General features: G+C 27.7%; 22 protein-coding genes. 1 reads left to right on the top strand and 21 read right to left on the bottom strand.

The window, feature by feature from the left end; genetic code table 11:
- Window positions 1-58: 58 nt before the first annotated feature.
- From ACZ5TJ_RS04940 to ACZ5TJ_RS04875, 14 genes are all read right to left on the bottom strand, one after another.
- Window positions 59-1,060, bottom strand: coding sequence for an anion permease (locus tag ACZ5TJ_RS04940; protein WP_464201698.1), 1,002 nt, complete (start codon window positions 1,058-1,060; stop codon window positions 59-61).
- Entirely contained in the window at window positions 1,053-1,679 is a 627-nt protein-coding gene (locus ACZ5TJ_RS04935) for a DUF47 domain-containing protein (protein WP_464201697.1), read from the bottom strand. The genes ACZ5TJ_RS04940 and ACZ5TJ_RS04935 overlap by 8 nt, the downstream gene beginning before the upstream one ends.
- Window positions 1,680-1,943: 264 nt before the next feature.
- Window positions 1,944-2,486, bottom strand: a complete 543-nt coding sequence (locus ACZ5TJ_RS04930; RefSeq protein WP_079286033.1) for an NADH peroxidase — start codon at window positions 2,484-2,486, stop codon at window positions 1,944-1,946.
- A gap of 209 nt (window positions 2,487-2,695) precedes the next feature.
- A complete protein-coding gene (locus ACZ5TJ_RS04925) occupies window positions 2,696-4,198 on the bottom strand; it encodes a DUF1846 domain-containing protein (RefSeq protein ID WP_464201696.1) in 1,503 nt (500 codons plus the stop codon).
- A gap of 123 nt (window positions 4,199-4,321) precedes the next feature.
- Window positions 4,322-4,492, bottom strand: a complete 171-nt coding sequence (locus tag ACZ5TJ_RS04920) for a hypothetical protein (RefSeq protein WP_464201695.1) — start codon at window positions 4,490-4,492, stop codon at window positions 4,322-4,324.
- 76 nt (window positions 4,493-4,568) lie between these two features.
- A complete protein-coding gene (locus tag ACZ5TJ_RS04915; RefSeq protein ID WP_464201694.1) occupies window positions 4,569-5,243 on the bottom strand; it encodes a response regulator in 675 nt (224 codons plus the stop codon).
- 3 nt (window positions 5,244-5,246) lie between these two features.
- Window positions 5,247-6,785, bottom strand: coding sequence for an ATP-binding protein (locus tag ACZ5TJ_RS04910; protein ID WP_464201693.1), 1,539 nt, complete (start codon window positions 6,783-6,785; stop codon window positions 5,247-5,249).
- A 139-nt stretch (window positions 6,786-6,924) separates the two neighbouring features.
- Window positions 6,925-7,923: a 2-hydroxyacid dehydrogenase gene (locus tag ACZ5TJ_RS04905; RefSeq protein WP_464201692.1), complete on the bottom strand. Its 999-nt coding sequence runs from the start codon at window positions 7,921-7,923 to the stop codon at window positions 6,925-6,927.
- A 31-nt stretch (window positions 7,924-7,954) separates the two neighbouring features.
- Entirely contained in the window at window positions 7,955-9,022 is a 1,068-nt protein-coding gene (locus tag ACZ5TJ_RS04900) for an AEC family transporter (RefSeq protein ID WP_464201691.1), read from the bottom strand.
- Window positions 9,023-9,234: 212 nt separating this feature from the next.
- Window positions 9,235-9,933 (bottom strand): hypothetical protein, encoded by a 699-nt coding sequence (locus ACZ5TJ_RS04895; protein WP_464201689.1) that lies wholly within the window; start codon window positions 9,931-9,933, stop codon window positions 9,235-9,237.
- A 15-nt stretch (window positions 9,934-9,948) separates the two neighbouring features.
- Complete coding sequence (locus ACZ5TJ_RS04890) at window positions 9,949-10,656, bottom strand: phosphatase (RefSeq protein WP_464201688.1); 708 nt, start codon at window positions 10,654-10,656, stop codon at window positions 9,949-9,951.
- 85 nt (window positions 10,657-10,741) lie between these two features.
- Window positions 10,742-12,106, bottom strand: a complete 1,365-nt coding sequence (locus tag ACZ5TJ_RS04885) for an MATE family efflux transporter (RefSeq protein WP_464201687.1) — start codon at window positions 12,104-12,106, stop codon at window positions 10,742-10,744.
- Between the two features lie 40 nt (window positions 12,107-12,146).
- Entirely contained in the window at window positions 12,147-13,322 is a 1,176-nt protein-coding gene (locus ACZ5TJ_RS04880; protein WP_464201686.1) for an aminotransferase class I/II-fold pyridoxal phosphate-dependent enzyme, read from the bottom strand.
- The gene (locus tag ACZ5TJ_RS04875; RefSeq protein ID WP_464201684.1) at window positions 13,319-13,801 is read right to left on the bottom strand and encodes an Lrp/AsnC family transcriptional regulator; all 483 of its coding nucleotides are present in this window, start codon (window positions 13,799-13,801) and stop codon (window positions 13,319-13,321) included. The genes ACZ5TJ_RS04880 and ACZ5TJ_RS04875 overlap by 4 nt, the downstream gene beginning before the upstream one ends.
- Before the next feature lie 287 nt (window positions 13,802-14,088).
- Between ACZ5TJ_RS04875 and ACZ5TJ_RS04870 the strand changes: the two genes are divergently transcribed.
- Window positions 14,089-14,859 carry a histidinol-phosphatase gene (locus tag ACZ5TJ_RS04870; RefSeq protein WP_464201682.1) on the top strand — a complete coding sequence of 257 codons (771 nt, stop codon included), beginning with the start codon at window positions 14,089-14,091 and terminating at the stop codon, window positions 14,857-14,859.
- A 54-nt stretch (window positions 14,860-14,913) separates the two neighbouring features.
- Here ACZ5TJ_RS04870 and ACZ5TJ_RS04865 read toward each other — a convergent pair whose 3' ends face one another.
- The 7 genes from ACZ5TJ_RS04865 to fni all read right to left on the bottom strand — a co-directional run bounded on the left by ACZ5TJ_RS04865 (window position 14,914) and on the right by fni (window position 22,724).
- On the bottom strand, window positions 14,914-16,227 hold the full coding sequence (locus ACZ5TJ_RS04865; RefSeq protein ID WP_464201681.1) for a sodium-dependent transporter: 1,314 nt from the start codon (window positions 16,225-16,227) through the stop codon (window positions 14,914-14,916).
- Window positions 16,228-16,630: 403 nt separating this feature from the next.
- A complete protein-coding gene (locus ACZ5TJ_RS04860) occupies window positions 16,631-17,185 on the bottom strand; it encodes a hypothetical protein (RefSeq protein WP_464201679.1) in 555 nt (184 codons plus the stop codon).
- Between the two features lie 94 nt (window positions 17,186-17,279).
- Window positions 17,280-18,698 (bottom strand): aminotransferase class I/II-fold pyridoxal phosphate-dependent enzyme, encoded by a 1,419-nt coding sequence (locus ACZ5TJ_RS04855; protein ID WP_464201678.1) that lies wholly within the window; start codon window positions 18,696-18,698, stop codon window positions 17,280-17,282.
- A gap of 122 nt (window positions 18,699-18,820) precedes the next feature.
- On the bottom strand, window positions 18,821-20,029 hold the full coding sequence (locus ACZ5TJ_RS04850; RefSeq protein WP_464201676.1) for a M16 family metallopeptidase: 1,209 nt from the start codon (window positions 20,027-20,029) through the stop codon (window positions 18,821-18,823).
- A gap of 6 nt (window positions 20,030-20,035) precedes the next feature.
- Window positions 20,036-21,391 carry a thioether cross-link-forming SCIFF peptide maturase gene (scfB, locus tag ACZ5TJ_RS04845; RefSeq protein WP_464201674.1) on the bottom strand — a complete coding sequence of 452 codons (1,356 nt, stop codon included), beginning with the start codon at window positions 21,389-21,391 and terminating at the stop codon, window positions 20,036-20,038.
- Between the two features lie 68 nt (window positions 21,392-21,459).
- Window positions 21,460-21,597, bottom strand: a complete 138-nt coding sequence (gene scfA, locus ACZ5TJ_RS04840; protein ID WP_035279055.1) for a six-cysteine ranthipeptide SCIFF — start codon at window positions 21,595-21,597, stop codon at window positions 21,460-21,462.
- Window positions 21,598-21,692: 95 nt separating this feature from the next.
- Window positions 21,693-22,724, bottom strand: coding sequence for a type 2 isopentenyl-diphosphate Delta-isomerase (gene fni / locus ACZ5TJ_RS04835; RefSeq protein ID WP_464201671.1), 1,032 nt, complete (start codon window positions 22,722-22,724; stop codon window positions 21,693-21,695).
- Window positions 22,725-22,850 lie beyond the last annotated feature (126 nt).

Genomic DNA, 22,850 nt, shown 5'->3' with positions numbered 1-22,850 from the left:
ATATTTTATATAAAAAAGAAAGATGCAAAAAAATTCACATCCATCTTTATAATATAATTTATATAAATATTCTCATTATTTCTATTACAGCTCCTGATATTAATGCACTTAAAGGAATTGTTAATACCCAAGCCCATATAATATTTTTAGCCACGCCCCATTTTACTGATTTAATATTCTTAGAAGCACCAACTCCCATTATTGTAGTTGTAATAACTTGAGTTGTGCTTACAGGCGCATCAAATAATGTTGCTCCAAGTATTGATGTAGCTGCACCCATTTGTGCTGCAAAACCACCAACTGGTGTAAGTTTTGCCATTCCACTACCCATTGTTTTAATAATTTTCTTTCCTCCAACTGAAGTTCCAAGCGCCATAGCAAGTGCACAAGCTCCTATAACCCAAGTTGGTACTTCAAATTCACTTATAAGTCCACCACTTAAAAGTGCCATTGTAATAATCCCCATTGATTTTTGAGCATCATTACCACCATGGTTAAGAGCCATAAATGCTGAAGCTACTATTTGTAGTTTTTGGAATATTCTATGTACTAATCTTGGTTTAAACGGCTTTAATATCCAATTAAGAGCTACCATTATTATATATCCTAATACGAATCCAATTAATGGTCCTACTATAAGCCAAACTATTACATCATCAAATACATTAGCCCATTGTACAACATGTATAGTATGATTACATGCTATACCTCCTCCAATAAGTGCTCCTATTAAAGCATGAGATGAACTACTTGGAATTCCAAAATACCATGTTATTAGATTCCATATTATACATGAAATAAGAACACCTACAATTGCCCATTGTGGTATAAATTCATGACTAACTATATTATCTCCAACAGTCTTTGCTACTGCTGTCCCCATAAAAGCTCCAACAAAATTAAATACTGCACAAAGTAATATTGCAGTTTTAGGGTGTAGAGCTCTTGTTGTTATAGTAGTTGCAACAGCTGTTGCTGTATCATGAAATCCATTAATAAAGTCAAATGATAAACATAATATTACTATTAATATAGTTACTATAAGTGTTGCGCTATGCATTCTTCATTACAACTCCTTCAACAATAGTTGCAATTTGTTCACAAGCATCTAATGTGTTTTCTAAAAGTATTAAAACATCTTTCCATTTTATTATATCTAAAACGTCATCTCCACTTTTAAATAAATCTCTAATATTTTCTCTATATAATAAGTCCCCTTTATGTTCTATAGAGTTAATTTTCTTAATTTTTTCTATTATTCTATTATTCTTTTTACCTATCTTTTTAAGTTCTTCCATTAATAATACAATTTCTTCAGTAGCTTCTACTATCATATCACACATAACAGTAGCTTCCTTTTTAACTTCGACTAAATCATACATAATTAATCTACTTCCTGCTGAGTCAATTAGATCTAGTATATTGTCCATCTTTTTAATAAGACTATATATGTCCTCTCTATCTAGCGGTGTTATAAAGGCATTATCTAATTCAACTATACTATCATGAACCATCTTATCCCCTTTATGTTCTAAGTGACCTATCTCTTTAGAACATTCCTCCTTGGTTTGTAATTCAACAAATCCTTTCTTTAGTAGCTTTGCTGCTTCATGAATGTTCTTTGCTTCATCTACAAACAATACAAAAAATTTATCTTCTTTTGGATTTAAATTGAACATTTATTTCACTCCTTAATAACAACTACGACATTACATGTCATTCCTTTAATAGTATAATATCTAGAATTTTTTATTTAAATGCTTTACTTACTTTGTTAACTTATTGTTATTATTTTTAACCTAAATTTAATACAAGGTTAATTTTCTTAAAACTTGTAAACATTTTCACGATTTTTCTATACTCTATAAGTATTACTATATTTTTAAATTACTATACAAAAAAATCTCCCATAGCTAATTGCTATGGGAGATTTTTGTTTTATATTAAGCAAAGTATCTGTCTAATAATCCTTTGAAAGCTTTTCCATGTCTAGCTTCATCTTTACACATTTCATGTACTGTATCATGGATTGCATCTAAGTTTAATTGTTTAGCTAAAGTTGCTAAATCTTTCTTTCCTTGGCAAGCTCCATATTCAGCGTCTACTCTCTTTTGTAAGTTTACTTTTGTATCAGCATCTACAACTTCTCCTAAAAGTTCTGCAAATTTTGCAGCGTGTTCTGCTTCTTCAAATGCTATTCTCTTATAAGCTTCTGCAACTTCTGGGAATCCTTCTCTATCAGCTTGTCTTGACATTGCAAGATACATTCCAACTTCTGTACATTCTCCCATGAAGTTTGCTTGTAATCCTTCTATGATTCTTGGATCTACATCTTTAGCTACTCCGATTCTATGTTCGTCAGCCCAAGCCATTTCTCCAACTTGTTCTACAAATTTATCAGCACCTACTCCACATACTGGGCATTTTTCTGGTGCAGTTTCTCCTTCATATACATATCCACATACTTGACATACAAATTTTTTCATAATTAATTTCCTCCTAATTTATACACACATTTATTAATTCATTTATTTAAATTCTTTTATTATTTTGTCGCTTTATTGTTTTGTTCCTGTCTACATTTATTATTATATAATAATAATTATCCATTGTAAACCCTTTTTAAAATATTTTTTTTATTTTTCTTATAAAAAAGAAGACCAAATAAAATTTGATCTTCTCTAATAAATATATATTAGTAATATAAATTTTGAGTTGGATATTCTGCATCAGAAGTTATATCTATTCCAAGCTTTCTGAATGTTTGCTCATCATTATTACTTATTATAGTAGTTGAGTGAGCTTGAGCTCCTTTAAGCATAGGAAGCTTTTCTAATGCAACTTGTGCCATTGGATTTGTTGCTGCACATATGCTAAGTGCCATAAGTACATCTTCTGAATTAAGCGCTGGTCTCTTTGAAGCAAGTGTTTTTGCCTTTAAGTTTATAATTGGTTCTAATATTACTGGAGAAATTAAATGCATTTCATCAGAAATATTTGCAAAATGCTTTATTGCATTTATTATAACAGCTGCTGTTCCATCCATTAAATTAGAAGTTTTACCTGTAAGTATTGTTCCGTCTTCTAATTCTATAGCTACTGCTGAACATATTTCATTATCATCTTTTTCATTTTTAAGTGCTTCTGCTTTTTCTCTTGCTTTAGTAACTACTTTTCTGTCCTTTTCTTCAAGGTTTAATTCACTCATTATAAGACTTACTCTTTGGAATGTTTCTTTATCAGCATATCCTTTTTTGTATTCTACTGCTGTTTTAAAGTATCTTCTAATAATTTCTTGTCTTGAAGCTTCTTTTACAACTTCATCGTCAACTATTCCAAATCCTACTCTATTAACACCCATGTCTGTTGGTGATTTATAAACTGATTCTTCACCAGTTATCTTTTCTATTATTCTCTTAAGAACTGGGAAACTTTCAATGTCTCTATTATAATTTACAGCCACTTTATTATATGCATCCATATGGAATGAATCTATCATATTTACGTCCTTTAAATCTACTGTTGCTGCTTCATATGCTATATTAAGAGGATGCTTTAATGGAACATTCCAAACTGGGAATGTTTCAAATTTTGAATACCCTGCAACTCTTCCTTTTTTATATTCATGATAAAGTTGGCTTAAACATGTTGCAAGTTTTCCACTTCCTGGACCTGGTGCAGTAACTACTACTATTGGTTTTGTAGTTTCAATGTATGGGTTCTTACCATACCCCTCATCACTAACTATTGTATCAACATCTGTTGGATATCCTTTTGTAGCTCTATGTTTATAAACTTTAATTCCTCTTCTTTCAAGTTTGTTTATAAATATATTTGTAGCAGGTTGATCATCGTATCTTGTTATAACAACACTATTAACATCTAATTCGTATGATCTTAATTCATCTATTAATCTTAAAACATCTAGATCATATGTTATACCAAAATCTCCTCTTATTTTATTTCTTTCTATATCCCCTGCATAAACACATATTACCATTTCAACTTTTTCTTTTAACTTGTGTAATAATTTTATTTTTGCATTTTCATCAAAACCTGGTAAAACTCTCTTAGCATGAAGATCTTGAAGTAACTTTCCTCCAAATTCTAAATATAACTTATCATAATCGTTAACTCTTTCTAATATGTATTTAGATTGTTCTTCTAAATATTTTTTGTGATCAAATCCTACTTTCATAACTACTCCTTTAATTATTTAATTTAATTTTTACAATAAACATTATTATTGCACAAATCTAGACTAAAGTAAATTTCAATATTCTAAATTTGTGCATAATATTTTAATTTGTTTATTAAATAATTACGAATTCTTTAATTTTTTATATACTATACTATTTTCATAAAAATAAGTAAACCATAATATGTTTATAAAAAATATATAATATATAGGTTCATTAGCTGTAAATCCTTTAAGTCCAATTAAAGATAATAAACCTAAAAGTCCTATATATTTGCGCTTGTGATAATCCATAGAAAATACCTCCTAAAAATATCTTTACTTATATTATATATAAATTTAGGATTAATTTCTAAGTATTACCTAATTGTTAATTAAATGTATACTTATATTCAGGTCTTCCAATATTGCCATAATCTATTGTAACTATAGCCTTATCTATACTTTCTAAATAATCAACATATTTTTTTATTGTTACATTACTTACACCTGTTTTTTCTGATATTTGTCTTATAGTCCAATATTCTCTTTTATCATTTTCTATAACTTCATAAATTTTATTTAACGTCTTTTTATTTATGCCCTTAGGTAAATGTTCAGTATTACTTTGAACTATTTCTTCTTTAACATAAAGCTTATCTAAATCTGTTTGGGCAATCTTTTCAGCACCTAATAATTGTATCTTCTTAATGTATTTATCTATAGCTTCTTTAAATCTTTCAAATTCAAATGGTTTTATTAAATAATCTATAGCTCCATATGCAAATGCTTTCCTTATATCATTAGAGCTATCAGCAGCTGTCATCATTATTACTTCTGTAACGAATCCAAGATCTCTAATTCCTTTTAATATATTTATTCCATTATCATTTGGTAGATATACATCCATCAATATAAGATCTATATCTTCTTCATTTAAAATTTTAATTAAATCTTCCTTAGTTGATACGGTATTAATAACTTTAAACCCTTGTATCATTTCAACGTATCTTTTATTTATTAGAGCTACCATTGGGTCGTCTTCTACTATAATAACTTTTTTCATAAGCTACTCTCTCCTTTTTATAGTAATTCTAAATTTCTTTTGTTTTCTAAATTCTTTTATCTCAATATTTCCTCCGTATAAATCTACTCTTCCTTTAATAGTTGATAAACCAATACCTCTTCCTGTCCCCTTAGAACTTACACCATTTTTAAATATATCATCTTTAATTCCTTCATCTATCTTTTTTCCGTTATCACTCACTTCGATTATTACATTTTCTTCATCTTCATCAATAAATACATCTACTTGACCTTGACCTTGTTTTTCTCGGCATGCATCAAATGCATTTTCAATAAGATTTCCAAGTATAGTTATTAAATCTACTGAAGATATATTACCGTGAGTTTCTTTCATATATGATTTTTCATTTATTTTAAATGATATATTATTTTCATTTGCTATAAGTCTTTTACTAATTAACATTGCACTTATAAAATTATCATTTATATTTGCTACTCTAGTTGAGGATTTTAAAACTTCTTCTTGACACTCTGCTATATATTTTTTAGCTTCTTCATATTCTTCTATATTTATAAGACCAAGTATTACATGAAGCTTGTTTTTAAATTCATGTACGTTTGCTCTTATATTTTTAAGAAGTTCATCCATCCCAGTAATTTCTCTAGCTACTCTATTTATATCTTCACTTTTAACTAATGTAATTAAAGCTCCAAGTTCCCTATCTTCATCCTTTATAAAATCAAGTGTTATAAATGTTTTTTCTCCTGATATATTAAATTCTTTCATGTCAATAGATTCTTTTTTATCAATGTAATAAGAAAGCTTTTCTATTAGCTCATCTATATTTAAGTTTTCAAATATCTTTAAGCAATTATCATTTATTTCTAATATTTTTTTGTTTTTATCTATAGCTATGATTCCTTCTGATATTGTATTTAATATTACTTTCTTTTCATTATAAAGTCTTGCTATTTCATCTGGCTCCATTCCAAGCATCTCTTTTTTTATTTTTCTTGCAAAACTTTCAGATAAAAAAATTGTTATTATCATTACTACAACAAGGCTAAATAGTCCAATATATATAATTCTATTAGTTACAGCTTCAACATCTTTTAAATATTTACCGACCATTACAAAGCCGACTTGTTTGCCTTTATAATATACAGGTTCAAAATACCTTAAAGTAACCCCCATTGAGCCTTTCATAGTTGAATAATAGCTTTCACCAGTTTTAACTACTCTCTTAGCATCACTATTTACATATTTTTTGCCTATTTGTGATTCATCAAGATGTGAGTATTTTTCTTCAGTCATATCTCCAACTACTACTATGTCAACATTTTCAAATGTATTCATATATTTTTTTACGTAATTTTGAATTGTAAAATCATTTTTTCTATCTTTAAGTTTCTCTTGAACAGTTGGAGTACTTGATACAACAAATGATGTTTGTTTTAAATCTTGTTTTATTCTATCATTTATATCATCAACTCTTATCTTTAAGAAAAATGTCCAAGATAATATTAATGGAATAGCGGCAATTAATATACTTCTTTTTCTTATTCTTCTCTTAAAACTCATATTAATACCTCCGTTAAATATATATTATATCTTAAATATTATTTTCTACAATTCTATTTTATAAATTCTAAAAATCTCCTTTAACTTAAATAATCCCACAAAGTTTATTGTAAAAACTTTGTGGGATACTTTTAATCTATTATGCTATTGCATTTTTACATTCGTTCTTTGTTAAGTATTCATTCATATTATCATAAGATATACTTATCATGTTTGTTAAAGCTTCATCAGTATATGATCCCATATGAGGTGTTAATAATACTCTTGGGTACATGTTCATAAGCTTTTCTACATTTTTATCTTCAATTTCTTCACCGCTTATATTCTTAAAGAAGTATTTCTTTTCTCCTTCAAGTACGTCAGCACCAAAGCCTCCTATCTTTCCGCTTTCAAGACCTCTAACAATTGCTTCAACATCTTGAAGTTCTCCTCTAGCAGTGTTTATAAGTATTGCTCCATCTTTCATCTTTGATATGAAATCATCGTTTATGAAATGATAGTTAACTCCTTTTATGTAAGGCATATGAACTGATATTATATCTGATCTATTTAATAATTCTTCTTGACTTACAAATTCAACAACTTCTTTTGCTGCATCACTTTGGAATACATCATAAGCTATAACTTTAGCACCAAGTCCTTTAAATAGTTTAGCTGTTGTAAGACCGATTTTTCCAGCTCCTATTATTCCAACTGTACAATTTCTAACTTCTTTACTGAACATAGTAGCGTCAATTGTAAAGTCTCCATTGCTAGTTCTATTTACTGTATATGCAGTATGTCTTAAAAGCATCATTCCTAAAGTAACTGCAAGTTCTGATATTGCATTTGGTGAGTATCCTGGAACTCTAGCTGATTTTAATCCTAATTCTTTAACTGCTTCTAAATCAACATGATCAAATCCTACTGTTCTTGTTAAAACATATTTTAATCCATGTTTACTTAATAATTCTAAGTTTTGTCTGTCAGCCATACAGTTACCTCTAACCATTATAGCCTCAGCCCCTATAGCTTCTTTAACATTTTCATGATTTAATCCTTTTTCTACAAGTTTTAAATCATAACCATATATGTTTAGTTTATTGAAAAATTCAACTTCTGTTTTTCTTACTCCGTAGCAAACTAATTTGATTGACATAATTTAGCCATCTCCCTCTTATATATAAAGTTTATGCGAATATTCCTAAGTTTTTAATTACTTCTAATACAACTATCCAACATGGCATAGCTACTACAGCTACTATTGTTGATAGTAATGAACAATTTGATGAAAGTAATGACTCTTTATCAAAACTTATTGCATAAGCTGCTGCAACTGTTGCAGTTGGTGTTGCCATCATTATTACTACTGTAGCTAGTCCTACATATGAAACTGGTAATATTCCTGTTACATTTAAGATGTATAGTAATACGATATTGATAAATGGTACTAATATTACTTTTTGTATACTGTATAACCATGAATCTTTTGATGCCATTGCTTCCTTAAATGGAATTGTTGCAAGTTTAGCTCCTATTGCAAGCCATGCAAGTGGTGAACATAATGAACTTAAGTAAGTTAATGGTTTGTAAAGCCATGGTACTGTTTGGTCAATTCTTAAGAAAGCATAATTTTTAATACCTTCTTTTGTTTGAACTGCAACTTGTGGCATTGAATCTTGGAATAACCATATGAATAATCCTAAGAATGTTGCAATAATAACTGGGTTTAAGAACATTTCTTTTGCTTTTTCTTTGAAGTTATCCTTGTCCATTTTTATACCAGACATTTTTACATATCCGTATGAATAAAGGAATACTCTATATGCAATGTTAAATATTGATGAGTACATAACTCCTACTGCTCCGTAAACAGCTTGTACTATTGGTGTTCCAAAGAATGTAGTTGATCCAAATACAGTTAATACTCTAAGAGCATCTTGCTTGTCCCCTTTGTATCTTGAATAAAGTAATTTAGTTATAAATATAAGTAATATGTATATTACGAATCCCCAAATTAGAAGATTTATTCCTTCATGCATGCTTTTTTTGTCTATATCTACTAAGAATGATTTTAAAGCAAGCGCTGGAATTGCAACTGATAATACAACCTTAGTTAGTATTTGTGATGCTGCATCTTTTATTATGTTTTTCTTTCTTAAATAAAATCCTAAGAAAATAATTGCTATTGATGAAAATATTGCGCCAATAATTGCATTATCTGTTATAGTTTTTAATAAAATGCTTAAAATATCCACTTATAACTCCTCCGTTTTTTCGTATTTATATTTCGTTATTTCTTTCACAGTTATGTTATAACATTAACGAATTCCACTCAATCATTTTTAAATTTCTAAAGAGTTATTTAACTTAATTAAGTCTTTTGCCTATATTTTTTAAACTTAAATAAGTTAAATAACCATTTATTTGTTAAATATTAGACAATATTTACATAAAAAAATTAGGAACTTTAAAAAGCTCCTAATATATTTATCATAAATTCATCTTTTAAGTTTTCTTGAATTACATTATTAATAGTAACCTTAGATCCTTCCCCTGTATATTCTAAAATCGGATCACTTATAAGGGATAATGTATCTAAATACAAATTTTCACCACTTATTATATTTAAGTGTATTTCTTTTTGAATATCCAAGTTTTTATATTCTTTTAAAACTTGCATTATTCCTATACCTAAATCTTTTATATTTATTTTTTCTGTTATATAAATATTATATTTTAAAGCATTATTTTCTATATATAAATTTTTAAAATAATCTTTTATTATATAATTTAATAAAATTTTTGAATCCACACATTCTATTCTTTCTAATAGTTCATTAGATAAATTCGTCTTTATATAAGAATTTTCATTTAATTTTAAATGAAAATCATCATTTAAATTAACTAAAACTAATAACTCATCTTTATTCTCAAGTTCTTCTTTAATTACATACTCTAATATACTATTATCTATTTTAGATATATTAATAAACTCTATAATCATAAAAATTAAATTAATTTTATACTTATAATAAAAACTACTTACATTTTTATTATTAAAAATTTTAAAATCTTTATTTACTTCTTCTAGATTTACTAACTTATCTAATATTTTATCTATATTTTTCCCATTATATAATACTTTTATCTTTTTATTTTCCCCCATGAAAGCTATCCCCTACTAAAAGAATATTTCTTTAATATCCTCTTCATTATAATTTACTATTAATTCAACTGGGAAATTTAAATCTTCAACTAATTTTTTGCAATTTTCAAAGTTTGCAACATCATAACATATATGAGCATCACTTCCAAAAATTATTTTAACATTATGTTTCATACAAAGTTTTAGCATTTTTGTATCATTTTCTAATGCACCTTTTCTAAATCCATTTGGATTTAATGATGAATTGTTAAGTTCTAATAATATATTTTTTTCTTTAGCTTTAAGTACTACTTTTTCATAATTAACAGGATATCTATCATCATCTAAATGTCCTATAATTTTAACCTTTGGTCTATCCATTGCTTTAATCACTGCATTCGTATTTTCTTCTACTGTTCCTGGTTTTATACAAGGCATATGAAGACTCACTATAGCATAATCTAGTGATTCTAGATCTTCATCTGATAAGTCTACTCTACCATCATAATCTATAATATTAACTTCTGATCCTATTAATGTTATAACCCCATTTACCATCTTTGGTACAATTCTTAAATTGTGAAAATGAAATACATGAGGGCCTCCTGGCATATTAGGTGCGTGGTCTGATATTCCAAGATATTTTAATCCTCTATAACTACCACTATCTATATTTTCTTTTATTGTACTATATGCATGACCACTTGATATTGTATGTGTATGTAAATCTATTAATTCTCTCATATAAAATCCTCCTATAAAAAACATATTTATATTTTACCACAAAAAAAGAGAAACTATTTAAAGTTTCCCTTTAATTAATAATGCGTTAATTTAAAGCTTCATTTATATTTAATTTCTTCTTATAGAAAATAATAAAGCATATTACTGTAATTGTTGCTGCTAATATATCTGCAACTGGTTCTGCCATAAGAACACCTTTAAGTCCTTCTTCAAATAAGTTAGGAAGTATAAATGCTAATGGAATTAATAATATTATCTTTCTTAAAAGAGCTAATATTAATGATGTCTTTGCTTGTCCTAATGCTAAGAAAGTTTGCTGACATGCAATTTGTGCACCAAACATTATAACTCCAGCAAAATAAATTTTTATACTCCAAGCTGTTATTTCTACAAGATCAGGATTACTATTAAATATTAATACAAACATTTTAGGAACTATCATAAGAAGCGCCCACATAACTCCAGTATAAACTAAACAACTTATCAAAAGAAGTTTAAAAGTGGATTTTATTCTGTCTATCTTCTTTGCTCCATAATTATAACTAATAATAGGTTGTGCTCCTTGTGAAAGCCCCATTAAAGGAAGCATAACTATTTGCATTATACTACTCATTATAGTCATAGCACCAATTGCTAAATCCCCGCCATATGTAGATAACTGGTTATTCATAATTATAATTACAAGACTCTCTGTTCCTTGCATTATAAAAGGAGATACTCCAAGAGCAATTACAGGCAATATTACATTTAATTTTGGAACTAAATATTTCTTTCTTATTTTTAAAACACTTGTTTTTCCAAATAAGAATTTTAATACCCAAAGTGCTGAAACTAACTGTCCACATACAGTTGCTAGAGCAGCTCCCTTAACCCCCATATTAAATACAAATATAAATATAGGATCTAAAACTATATTTATAACAGCTCCTATCATAACAGTTAACATACCAATTTTAGCAAATCCTTGAGTATTTACAAATGGATTCATTCCAAGGGCTATCTGAACAAAAATTGTACCAATTAAATAAAGAGTTAGATAATCTATTGCATAATTAATAGTTTTATCACTAGCACCAAAAGCATATAAAATAGGCTCTTTAAATATTAAAAATATAACCGTTAATATAGCACCTATAATAATAAGCATTGAGAAACTATTACTCATTATCTTTTCTGCTTCATCATTATCTTTAGCCCCCATCTTTATAGCAGCAATTGGTGCACCACCCATTCCAATAAGTGCACTAAACGCAGATACTATCATTATAATAGGAAATGCAACGCCAACACCTGCCATTGCAATTTCACCATTTGGAATTCTACCTATAAATATTCTATCTACAATATTGTATAAAACATTAACTAGCTGAGCTATAATTGCCGGTAGTGCTAGTTTAAATAATAGGCTCGAAACCTTTCCTTCCCCTAAATTTATCTCTTTATTTTTCATAATATCAAAATTTCACTCCTTAATTTTAAGTCTCTTAAATTTAAATATTTTTCTTATGTCTTTCTACAAATTTTCCAATTCTTTTAATAGCCTCAATTAAATCTTCCATAGATGCAGCATAACATGCTCTTATAAAGCCTTCACCACATTCACCAAAAGCATTACCTGGAACTGCTAAAACCTTTTCTTCTATTAGAAGTTTTTCGCAAAATTCATCTGAAGTCATGCCTGTTGATTTAACTGATGGAAATACGTATAACGCCCCTAAAGGTTCAAAGCACTCAAGACCAATTTCTCTAAATCCATTAACTAATACTCTTCTTCTTCGATTATACTCAGATGCCATTTCCTTAACACTATCATCACCATTTTTAAGTGCTTCTATTGCTGCGTATTGTGCAGTTGTTGGTGAACACATAATTCCATATTGATGTATTTTTTTCATAGCATCAATTAAAACTTTATTTCCTGCAGCATATCCAAGTCTCCATCCTGTCATTGCGTATGCTTTAGAAAATCCATTTATTATTAATGTTTTATCTTTAACTTCTTTAAATGATGCAATTGAAACATGTTCTTCATCATAAGATAATTCTCCATATATTTCATCAGATAAAATTACTATATCTTTATCTTTTACAACATCAACTATCTTTTGAAGTTCTTCTTTAGTCATTATTGCACCAGTTGGATTATTTGGGAAAGGTAATATTAAAACTTTTGTTTTATCTGTTATTGCCTTTTCTAAATCCTCTGGCATAAGTTTAAAATCATCCTCTGCTTTAAGATTTATAATTTTAGGTGTTGCTCCAGTAAATGCAGTACATCCTTTATAAGCTACAAAGCTTGGTTCTGGGATTATAACTTCATCACCTTCAGAAACTAAAGCTCTAAGTGCTAAATCTATTGCTTCACTTCCCCCAACAGTTACTAAAATTTCATCTTTTGCATCATAAGATATATGTATTTTTCTACATAAATAATTTGAAATCTCTTCTCTAAGCTCTATAAATCCTGCATTAGAAGAATAATGAGTGTGTCCTTTTTCTAAGGAGTATATTCCAGCTTCAACAACGTTCCATGGTGTAACAAAGTCAGGTTCTCCAACTCCAAGAGATATAACATTCTCCATTTCATTTATAAGATCAAAATATTTTCTTATTCCTGATGGAGGCATATTTTTTACTTTATCTAAAATCATATTTTCCATTATCATATAAATATAGCCTCCCTATCTTGTATCTTTTTATCTTTAAAAACAGTTCCATGATCTTTATATTTCTTTAGAACAAAATGAGTTGCAGTTCCTTGTACATACTCTTGTACTGCTAATTTCTCTGATACAAACATAGCAACTTCTTTCATTGTCTTACCTTCTACAATTACAGTTAAATCAAATCCACCAGAACTCATTAAATAGCATGCTTTAACGTTTGAAAATTTGTATATTCTTTCAGCAACCTTATCAAACCCTTGTCCTCTTTGTGGCGTAATTTTTACTTCAATTAATGCTGTAACAGTTTCTTTTCCTGTATTTTCCCAATTTATTAAAGTAGTATATCCAGCAATTATATTTTTTTCTTCATAATCTCTTATTGCATCTCTAACTTCTTCAACTGTCTTACCTGTCATTACTGCAATTTCTTCGTCACTATATCTGCTATTTTTCTCTAATACATTAAGAATCTCATCCATATTAATACCTCCTATATACCATAAGTTTATTAATTTTTTGTACAAAAATACCTTCAGTCACAAATGGATGAAGGCTACACTATTTCTAATCATCAATTTACATTGATCATTTTCTATATTATATGCTTATATGTTAATAAATTCAATACCTTCCATTATATATTTTCATGATTTTATAAAATATATATGTCTTTTTTTTAAGTTATATATTTTAAATATTAATTGTTTTTATACTATTTTTGGTATATCATATAATAAAATCCATTTTTTAAAAAGGGGGAGATTTTATGAAAAAAGTAAATTATCATACACATACAACTAGATGTTTGCACGCAGTAGGAACGGATGAAGATTATGTTGTTTCCGCAATAGAAAACGGATTACATACATTAGGTTTTAGCGATCATGCACCTTATGAAGACAATAGATATGGACTTAGAATGCAATATAATGAATTAGATGACTATTTTAATTCTATAAACTCATTAAAAGAAAAATATAAAGATAAAATAAATATAAAAATTGGATTAGAAATAGAATATGATAGAAATCAAATAGATTACTATAAAAAACTTTCAGAAAAATTTGATTATTTAGTTTTAGGTCAACATGTATGTAAAACCTCTACTAATCCATTTATAAATAGTTTTGAATTAAATAATACAGATGAATATTTAATATATGCAAATGCAGTAAGCGAAGCATTAGATACTAAATTATTTTCATTTTTAGCTCATCCTGATTTAATTTTTCTAAACAATTTCCCTTGGGATAATAATTGTGAAAAAGCATGTGAAATAATCATTAATGCAGCAAAAAGAAATAACTCAATCTTAGAAGTTAATGCAAACGGTATTAGACACGGAATTATAGATTTTTGTGATGGCCCAAGATATAGATATCCTCATAAAAAATTCTGGGATAAAGTTCAAAAGGAAAACATAAGAGTATTAGTTTCTTCTGATGCTCATTCTCCAGACGAAATTTATGGTGAATCTACGGTACTGGCTATGGATTTAGCTAAAGAATGGAAACTTAACATAATAGATTCTATATAACTTAAAGATAAAAAGCCTAAATATATATTTAGGCTTTTTACCTATTCTATTTAATTAACCTATTCCACCTAATAATATCCCAAGTATTATTACAACTATAGTTATAATAACAAACGCATATTTAGCAAAATAGTAAAATTTATCTCCTAATTTTTTAGTTGCACCAGTATTTATTTCAGCTAAGACATCATCTTTCTTTAAAACATAATAAAATACAATCATTGTAATTAAAGCACCTATTGGAGAAAGTATAATTGTTATAAAGTTGGTAAAATTATTAAAAACATCCATGTTTAAATCTAATGGAATTGAAAGTATAAAACCTATTGCAGCAATAAGTATTACGCTTTTTTTCCTATCAAACTTAGTTTGAGACATTAAAGCTTCAGCTGGACCTTCAAGCATAGCAATTGAAGAACTTATAGCAGCTAAGAATATGCTGAAAAAGAATATTGCTCCAAGGATTTGTCCACCTGGAATCTTAGCAAATATAGTTGGTACTGTTATAAATAATAAAGGTGGTCCTGCTAATGGATCTAAATTACAAGCAAATACAGCTGGCATTATAACAAACCCTGCTAAAAGAGCTGCTAATGTATCAAATATTGCAGTGTATATTGCAGCCCTTGGTATATTAAACTCTTTCTTTGTATAACTTCCATAAACAACTAAGCAACATCCTGTAATTGAAACTGTAAAGAATGCCTGTCCTAATGCATTGATCCATGTTGATGCCTTTAATAAATATTCCCACTTTGGCACTAATAAAAATTTAACTCCTTCCATAGCTCCATCAAGAGTTAATGAGCTAATTGAAAGTAAAATTAATATTAAAAACATCATTGGCATAATTATTTTATTTATTTTTTCTATTCCACTTGAAACTCCAAAACAAACTATTAATACAGTTATAATTATAGCTAAAAGATTCCATATTATACTTTCAGGACTTCCCGCAAAGCTTTCAAAATAATTACTTAAATCTACTTTATTAAACATTCCTACTGCGCCTACAGTAAAGTATTTTATAATCCATCCAACAACTACATTATAAAACATGAATATTCCAAATAGACCTATGACGGGGATCAACCCAACAATTCTTCCAAATTTCAATTTTTCCTTTTCAAAACTTATTCTAGTCCCTTCTAGATTTCCTTTTCCAAACATTCTTCCAAAAGAAAATTCTGTTATAAGTCCAGTTGTTCCTAAAACTAAAACGAAGAAAAGATATGGTATTAAAAATACTGCTCCTCCATTACTTCCCATTCTATAAGGGAACATCCATATGTTACCTAACCCTATAGCAGCTCCAATACAGGATAGAATGAATCCTTTACTACTCTTAAAATTTTCCCTTTTACTCATATAAACCTCCTCAAAAATTAAAGCCCCATAGTATATGCTATGAGACTTTAAACTTTAAGAAAAAGCCCCATAGTATAAATCTATGCGGCTTATTATTTACATACTTTTAAAACTTAGCCACCATAGATACATCCTTTTAAGTAAGGTTTGTATCTATGATAATTCATAAATACAACCTCTATCTAAAGTAGCTAAAGAAATTAATGCTATTTAATTTTGCTAATTTATTAATTGTTGTACTCATAATCATCCTCCAAGCTTTTTTATTATTATATCATAAATTTTCCAAATAAGTCTATACTTTTTTATTATTTGTACTATTATTTTATTATAATAATAAAATAATATAATATTTTTTAACATATAAAAAAGAGACTATTTTCATAGTCTCTCTTTAAAATATCTATTCCCAGAAACAATCAAATTTATCGTCTCTGTCTCTTCTGTCGTCTCTATCGCATCTGTCGTCTCTATCTCTTAGTAGATCTTCACATCTGTCTTCTCTATCCCTATCTCTATCGCATTTTTCGTCTCTGTCATCTCTTTCAGGAAGACTTCCACCTGGGAATACTCTACAACATCTGTGTTCATCTGGACAGAATCTGTTATTTCTACAGTTTCTCTTATTACAATCTACAGCTCTTCTGAATAATTCGTTTGCCCTTTCAACCATATCAGAAAGTTTTCTAACTATCATTTGAACTTCTCTTGTTTTTGCTTCTGCTTTATCGTTAACGCATTTAGCTTTTGCTAAAAGTTCTCTAGCTTCTTTTTGTAAGCATACGATATCTCTTAATTTTTTTTCTACACATTCTAGTAATTCTTCGTTCACGTCAGCTAAATCTTCTGCGCAGTTTTCAATTTTTCTGCATTTATTTTCTCTGATTGGTCCAATATTATCCCATCTATTATCACATTTGTTGTTACATCTATTATTTCTGTTGTTACATCTTTCCATAACCCACATACCTCTCTTCTGTTTACCTAATTTTTATCTTATAGTATAATATATGGTATTTTGTAAGTTTTGGTACTAATTTTACGACTTTATTCTACAAAATCATTTTTATAACCTTAATCTTATTATGAGAAACACCTATGACATCCTTTTTATTATCTAAATATTCTTTTATTATGCTTATACTATCCTTTGTTATAACTTCTCCTGCACATATTAGAGGTATTCCAGGTGGATATGGTATTATTGATTCTTTTGCTATTTTACCTTCACATTCCTCAAAATTTAATATCTCATATTCTTTTTTAAATACTTCATATGGCTCTAATACTTTCTCTGGTTTAATAAACGAAAATTTAATTTTATTATTTTCTTTTATAATATCCATATTAAGTTTATCTATAGCTTTATATATTTTTTCGAAATCTTCTTTTGTATTAATTGGCGATAATATTAAAACTACTCCTCTTTCAAAACTCATTTCACATTGTATATTCTCTTTTCTTAAATAATCAAACAGCTTATGTCCACTAAATCCTTCTTTTACTGTCATTATATATCTACTTTTATCTTCTTCGTAATCACAAATTAAATCTTCGTTTCCTATTATATAAACTTTATCTAATTTATTTATTTTTTCTTTAAAAGCATTTGCTATATTAATTAACTTACTATAATCTTCTTCCCCATACTGTTCTAAATAATATCTACCATAATCTAATGATGCCATAATCAAGTAAGATGGAGAAGTTGTTATAAATGAATTAAAATAAAAATCTACATCACTTTGCTTTTCATTTACTATTAAATATCCACCTTGTGTTAATGATGGAATTGTTTTATGAGCACTTAATATTGTGTAATCTGCTAAATTACTAATTTTCTTAGGTAGTTTTTTACACATTCCAAAGTGTGCTCCATGTGCAGCATCTATTATTATTTTTAAACCTCTTTCTTTTAATTCTTTAATAAGTTCATCAATTAATTTATAACTTATTCCATAGTAATTAGGTGATGTTAATATAATTCCTTTAGCATTCTTACTCTTTTTTAATGCTTCATATATCTTTTCTTTATTAGGTGGCATAAAAATACCATGTTCCTCATCTAAAATTGGATCTATATAAGTTACCTTAAGCCTTCTTAAAATTAGTCCATTATATACAGATTTATGACAATTTCTTTCTACTAAAACTTCATCACCTTCATTAAAAGCTGAAAATATAGAAATTATATTTCCACCTGAACTACCATTAACCATAAAGAAAGCTCTATTTCCTCCATAAGTTTTAGCAAGTAGTTCTTCTGCTTCTTTTATTACACCTTGAGGATTATGAAGATTATCTAAAGGATCATTTTCTGTTATATCTAAAAATCCTAATTTTTCTACGAATTGTCTTCCAATTTCATCTCTTAAAAAAGCTTTTCCACACTTATTCCCTGGCATTGATAAAATTAAATTATTTTCTTTATGATAATCCATAAGACAATTTAATAATGGTAATTTATCCATATTTCATTCTCTCCTTTATTTGCAAACTATAGCTTGTATGTTTATACGAATTATTATACTTATTCTATCCGTCAAAATAATTTTTAATAATAAAAAATCCTGCCATTTTGACAGGACTTTTTTTATTTAACTATTTGTATCAAACTATTCTTAAGTACTTTTTTTGCAGTATCTAATATTAATTTAGAATTAATATCGTCTAACATTTCACTTTCATCTACATAAATATTATAGTCTAAGAACATAGTTTCATATGTAGACAATTCTTTAGCTAACACTATACTCTGCTCTTCTCTAAATAATCTTCTAAGTTTAAAACTCTTTTTAAATTTCTCTATATATTCATCATTAAAGTTATCTAACATTAAAACTTCATCTATACATTTACTTATTAGTTCTAATGCCTTATCTACTTTATCTTTTGATGTACTAAAAGTTATTTTATATAACTTTATTCCATTTTCATGACAAACCCTAGTTAAAACATCATAAACTAATCCATTTTTTGTTCTCAAAATATCAAATAACTTAGAATTTATTCCTTCTCCAAAATATTCATTAAAGATTCTAAGTGCCTTAACTTCCTTGAAACTTAAGCTACTAATATCATAAACTATCTGTACTTTACTAGTTTTTATACCTTCTTTATTTTCTATAAATTTATTTCCATTACAAACTTCATATTGTATATTATCTAAATTATCGCTTTTTTTATTCCAAGTTCCAAAATATTTTTCTGTAATCTTTAATACTTCATCAAAATCTAATGGTGTTATTATAGATATTACAGTATTGCTTGGGAAATACATTTTATTATAAAATTCTTTTACATCTTCTAATCTTATAGAGTTTAAAGAGTCAACTGTTCCGATTATTGGATATTTTATTCTTCTCTTATTAAAAGAATTTAAAAATAATTTATCTTCAACATATTGTTCAAGTTCCTCATCCCATTCTTTTAATTCTTCTAAAATAACATCCATTTCTTCCTTAAATCCATTTTTATTAAACACTGGATTAATTATTATATCACTAAAAAGGTCCATACCTTTATCAAGATCTTCTCCTAAAAGTGTTCCATAATAAATAACATATGGGTAGTTTGTCATAGCATTAGAAAATCCAAATATTTCACTAATTTCTTTATTAATCTTTTCTTCACTTCTTTTTTTAGTTCCTTTATAAACCATATGTTCAGTTACATGTGCTATTCCTAGCTTTTCACCATCTCTTAAAGCTCCAGCATCTAATGAAACACATATTGATGTAAGACTAGATGTAACTTTTTTATATATTAACTTTACTCCGTTTTTTAGGACATGCTTTTTCAAAAGAATCTACTCCTCTGCTTTTAAAGCTATAGCACATTCAATTCTCTTCTTTTGCATTTTACATCCTATTTCATAAGGAACGTTAATATCTCCATTAAAGTTTATATTGTTAGCTTGGCATCCACCACTACAGTAGAATCTAGCCCAACAATCTCTACATTTTGGCTTATTGTATATGTGAGCCATTTTAAATTTCTTAGCTAAATCTTTATCATAGCTATCATCATATATTGTTCCAAGCTTATATTCTTCTTTCCCAACGAATTGGTGACATGGGTAAACTTCACCTTGTGGTGTTATTGCAACATATTCAAATCCTGCTCCACAACCTGAAATTCTCTTATAAACGCATGGTCCACCGTTTAAATCTACATTGAAGTGATAGAATCTAAATTCGTCTCCTTCTCTCTTTCTTCTAGCCATTTCATCATATAGCTTATCATAGTTTTCAAATATTGTAGGAAGATCTTCTTCTCTTAATGAAAGTGGATGTTCATCTGGTAAAACTACAGGTTCTATTGAAATTTCTCTAAAGCCTTCGTTTGCCATAGCCATAACATCTTCATAGAAGTCTGTATTTGCTCTTGTGAATGTTCCTCTTACATAGAACATCTTGTCCTTATTTCTTTTAGCTACCATTTTCTTAATGTTTGGAAGTATATCGTCATATGATCCTGAACCGTCAACTTTAATTCTTACATTATCATTAACTTCTTGTCTTCCATCTAATGAAAGAATTATATTTCCCATTTCTTTATCCATATAATCCATCATTTCATCATTTAAAAGAGTAGCATTTGTAGTCATAGTGAATCTTATATTTTTATTCCACTTCTTTTCATTTTCTCTAGCATAAGCTATTATTTCTTTAATAGTATCCATTATTAAAGTTGGTTCTCCACCGAAAAGGTCTATTTCTATATTTCTTCTAGGACCACTTCTTTTAACAACATAGTCTATTGCTTTCTTTGCAGTTTCTATATCCATAACACCTTTGTGTCCATGATATTCTCCTTCATCTGCAAAACAATATTTACATCTTAAGTTACATCCATGGATTATATTTAGGCATACTGCTTTTATGTAATCTCTATCATCCATTGAGCTATGAGCTATATCTTCATACATATCTTTTGTATAAAGCATCTCATCATCAACTAATTGTTTTATTTCATCATAAGCTTCGCTTATTTCTTTTTCATCGTATTTATCTTTTAATTCATTTATTATTACGTCTTTATCTCTTAATCCATTATCATCAACTAAGTCATAAACTAAGTCATCAACAATGTGAACTGCTCCTGTATTTACATCTAAGACAAATGCATTGTCTCCTTGTTTAAATTTATGTATTAATGCCATTTTTTAAATTCCTCCTAAAATTACATTAATAATTAAGCAGTAACTTAATTTAAGTTACTGCTTATTTATTAGTTTTCGCACTCTAAGTTTGCAACTGTGCATGAAGTCTTACATGCTGATTGGCATGAGTTAGCACACTCTTTGCAGCCTGGTTTCTTTAAACTATTTTTGATGTTAGTTTTGTTTATTGTCTTTATATGTTTCATATACTTACTCCTCCATTATTAAAGAATAACATAGAAATTATAACATACTCTAACCATATCTTCCATACTATTTGTCCCTTAAATAGCTTTTTTGCCTAATAATTAATATATTTTTTTATATTATCTTCATCTGCATAATAGTATTTTAAGTTCTTAATGTCTTCTATGGTTTCGCATCCTAAACATCCCATAAGCTTTTTCATATTCATTTCTAAATCTATAATATACTTTTTAGTTTCTTCTCTGCCTCCATAAATATAATTCCTAAGTATTCCCCCTGCAATTGCAGTTATATTAGCTCCAAGTGCTAATGATTTAATTACTTGGCTACTTCTATTAATACCTCCAGATGAAATTATATTTATATTTTTATTAGCTTCTCTACAAAAGATAATTGAGTGTGGAGTTTTTATTTCTATCTGTTCTAATTCTTCATAAAAATTGCTACCATTTCTTAAGTCCTCAACTTTTATAAAGCTAGTTCCACCTTTTCCTGATACATCAATATATTCTGCTCCAATACTACTTAATAACTTGCAAGTATCATAGCTTACTCCACTACCTACTTCTTTCAATATAACAGGTACATTTATATTATTAATTACATGCTCTATATTTTTTAGCATTCCTTTAAAATCCCTATCGCCTTCATTCATTACAAATTCTTGCGATGCATTCATATGAAGCTGAATAGCATTAGCCTCAATACTATCTACTGCTCTTTTTACATTATCTAATGAGCTTAGTGCACTTAAATTAGAAATAACTATTCCATCTTTATTGTTTTCTCTAACTATTTTAAAAGATTTTTCTACCGATTTGTTTTTAAGCATTATTGATTGAGATCCAACTGCAATTGGAATATTAAATTCACTTGCTATTTTGCTTAAATCATTATTTATTTTAAAACTTTCATCAGATCCTCCAGTCATAGCGTTAATCATAACTGGCATTGCAATCTTTTTTCCTAGAAATTTTGTCTCTAAACATATATCATCATAATTAATTTCTGGAATAGAATTATTAAATAATTTTATATCTTTAAAATAATCTTTATCTAAATATGATTCTAATGAGTATTTTATATGATCATTTTTTCTATTTTTTATAATGTCTATATCTACCATTTTTTCTCCTTTATTTTATTATATAAAATAATATTATCATATAATTACTTCATATCAATATTTATAATAGATGAAATTATTTCAAAAAAATAAGATGTAAGGAAGCCAAGCTTTCTTACATCTTTA

The organism is Clostridium budayi, from assembly GCF_055396605.1.
This window is presented reverse-complemented; position numbering and strand designations above follow the sequence as displayed.

Excerpts from the sequence above, each read along its gene's own strand:
- ACZ5TJ_RS04940 (WP_464201698.1), bottom strand. The coding sequence starts at position 1,060 with ATGCATAGCGCAACACTTATAGTAACTATATTAATAGTAATATTATGT.
- ACZ5TJ_RS04935 (WP_464201697.1), bottom strand. The coding sequence starts at position 1,679 with ATGTTCAATTTAAATCCAAAAGAAGATAAATTTTTTGTATTGTTTGTA.
- ACZ5TJ_RS04930 (WP_079286033.1), bottom strand. The coding sequence starts at position 2,486 with ATGAAAAAATTTGTATGTCAAGTATGTGGATATGTATATGAAGGAGAA.
- ACZ5TJ_RS04925 (WP_464201696.1), bottom strand. The coding sequence starts at position 4,198 with ATGAAAGTAGGATTTGATCACAAAAAATATTTAGAAGAACAATCTAAA.
- ACZ5TJ_RS04920 (WP_464201695.1), bottom strand. The coding sequence starts at position 4,492 with ATGGATTATCACAAGCGCAAATATATAGGACTTTTAGGTTTATTATCT.
- ACZ5TJ_RS04915 (WP_464201694.1), bottom strand. The coding sequence starts at position 5,243 with ATGAAAAAAGTTATTATAGTAGAAGACGACCCAATGGTAGCTCTAATA.
- ACZ5TJ_RS04910 (WP_464201693.1), bottom strand. The coding sequence starts at position 6,785 with ATGAGTTTTAAGAGAAGAATAAGAAAAAGAAGTATATTAATTGCCGCT.
- ACZ5TJ_RS04905 (WP_464201692.1), bottom strand. The coding sequence starts at position 7,923 with ATGTCAATCAAATTAGTTTGCTACGGAGTAAGAAAAACAGAAGTTGAA.
- ACZ5TJ_RS04895 (WP_464201689.1), bottom strand. The coding sequence starts at position 9,933 with ATGGGGGAAAATAAAAAGATAAAAGTATTATATAATGGGAAAAATATA.
- ACZ5TJ_RS04890 (WP_464201688.1), bottom strand. The coding sequence starts at position 10,656 with ATGAGAGAATTAATAGATTTACATACACATACAATATCAAGTGGTCAT.
- ACZ5TJ_RS04885 (WP_464201687.1), bottom strand. The coding sequence starts at position 12,106 with ATGAAAAATAAAGAGATAAATTTAGGGGAAGGAAAGGTTTCGAGCCTA.
- ACZ5TJ_RS04880 (WP_464201686.1), bottom strand. The coding sequence starts at position 13,322 with ATGATAATGGAAAATATGATTTTAGATAAAGTAAAAAATATGCCTCCA.
- ACZ5TJ_RS04875 (WP_464201684.1), bottom strand. The coding sequence starts at position 13,801 with ATGGATGAGATTCTTAATGTATTAGAGAAAAATAGCAGATATAGTGAC.
- ACZ5TJ_RS04870 (WP_464201682.1), top strand. The coding sequence starts at position 14,089 with ATGAAAAAAGTAAATTATCATACACATACAACTAGATGTTTGCACGCA.
- ACZ5TJ_RS04865 (WP_464201681.1), bottom strand. The coding sequence starts at position 16,227 with ATGAGTAAAAGGGAAAATTTTAAGAGTAGTAAAGGATTCATTCTATCC.
- ACZ5TJ_RS04860 (WP_464201679.1), bottom strand. The coding sequence starts at position 17,185 with ATGGAAAGATGTAACAACAGAAATAATAGATGTAACAACAAATGTGAT.
- ACZ5TJ_RS04855 (WP_464201678.1), bottom strand. The coding sequence starts at position 18,698 with ATGGATAAATTACCATTATTAAATTGTCTTATGGATTATCATAAAGAA.
- scfB (WP_464201674.1), bottom strand. The coding sequence starts at position 21,391 with ATGGCATTAATACATAAATTTAAACAAGGAGACAATGCATTTGTCTTA.
- scfA (WP_035279055.1), bottom strand. The coding sequence starts at position 21,597 with ATGAAACATATAAAGACAATAAACAAAACTAACATCAAAAATAGTTTA.
- fni (WP_464201671.1), bottom strand. The coding sequence starts at position 22,724 with ATGGTAGATATAGACATTATAAAAAATAGAAAAAATGATCATATAAAA.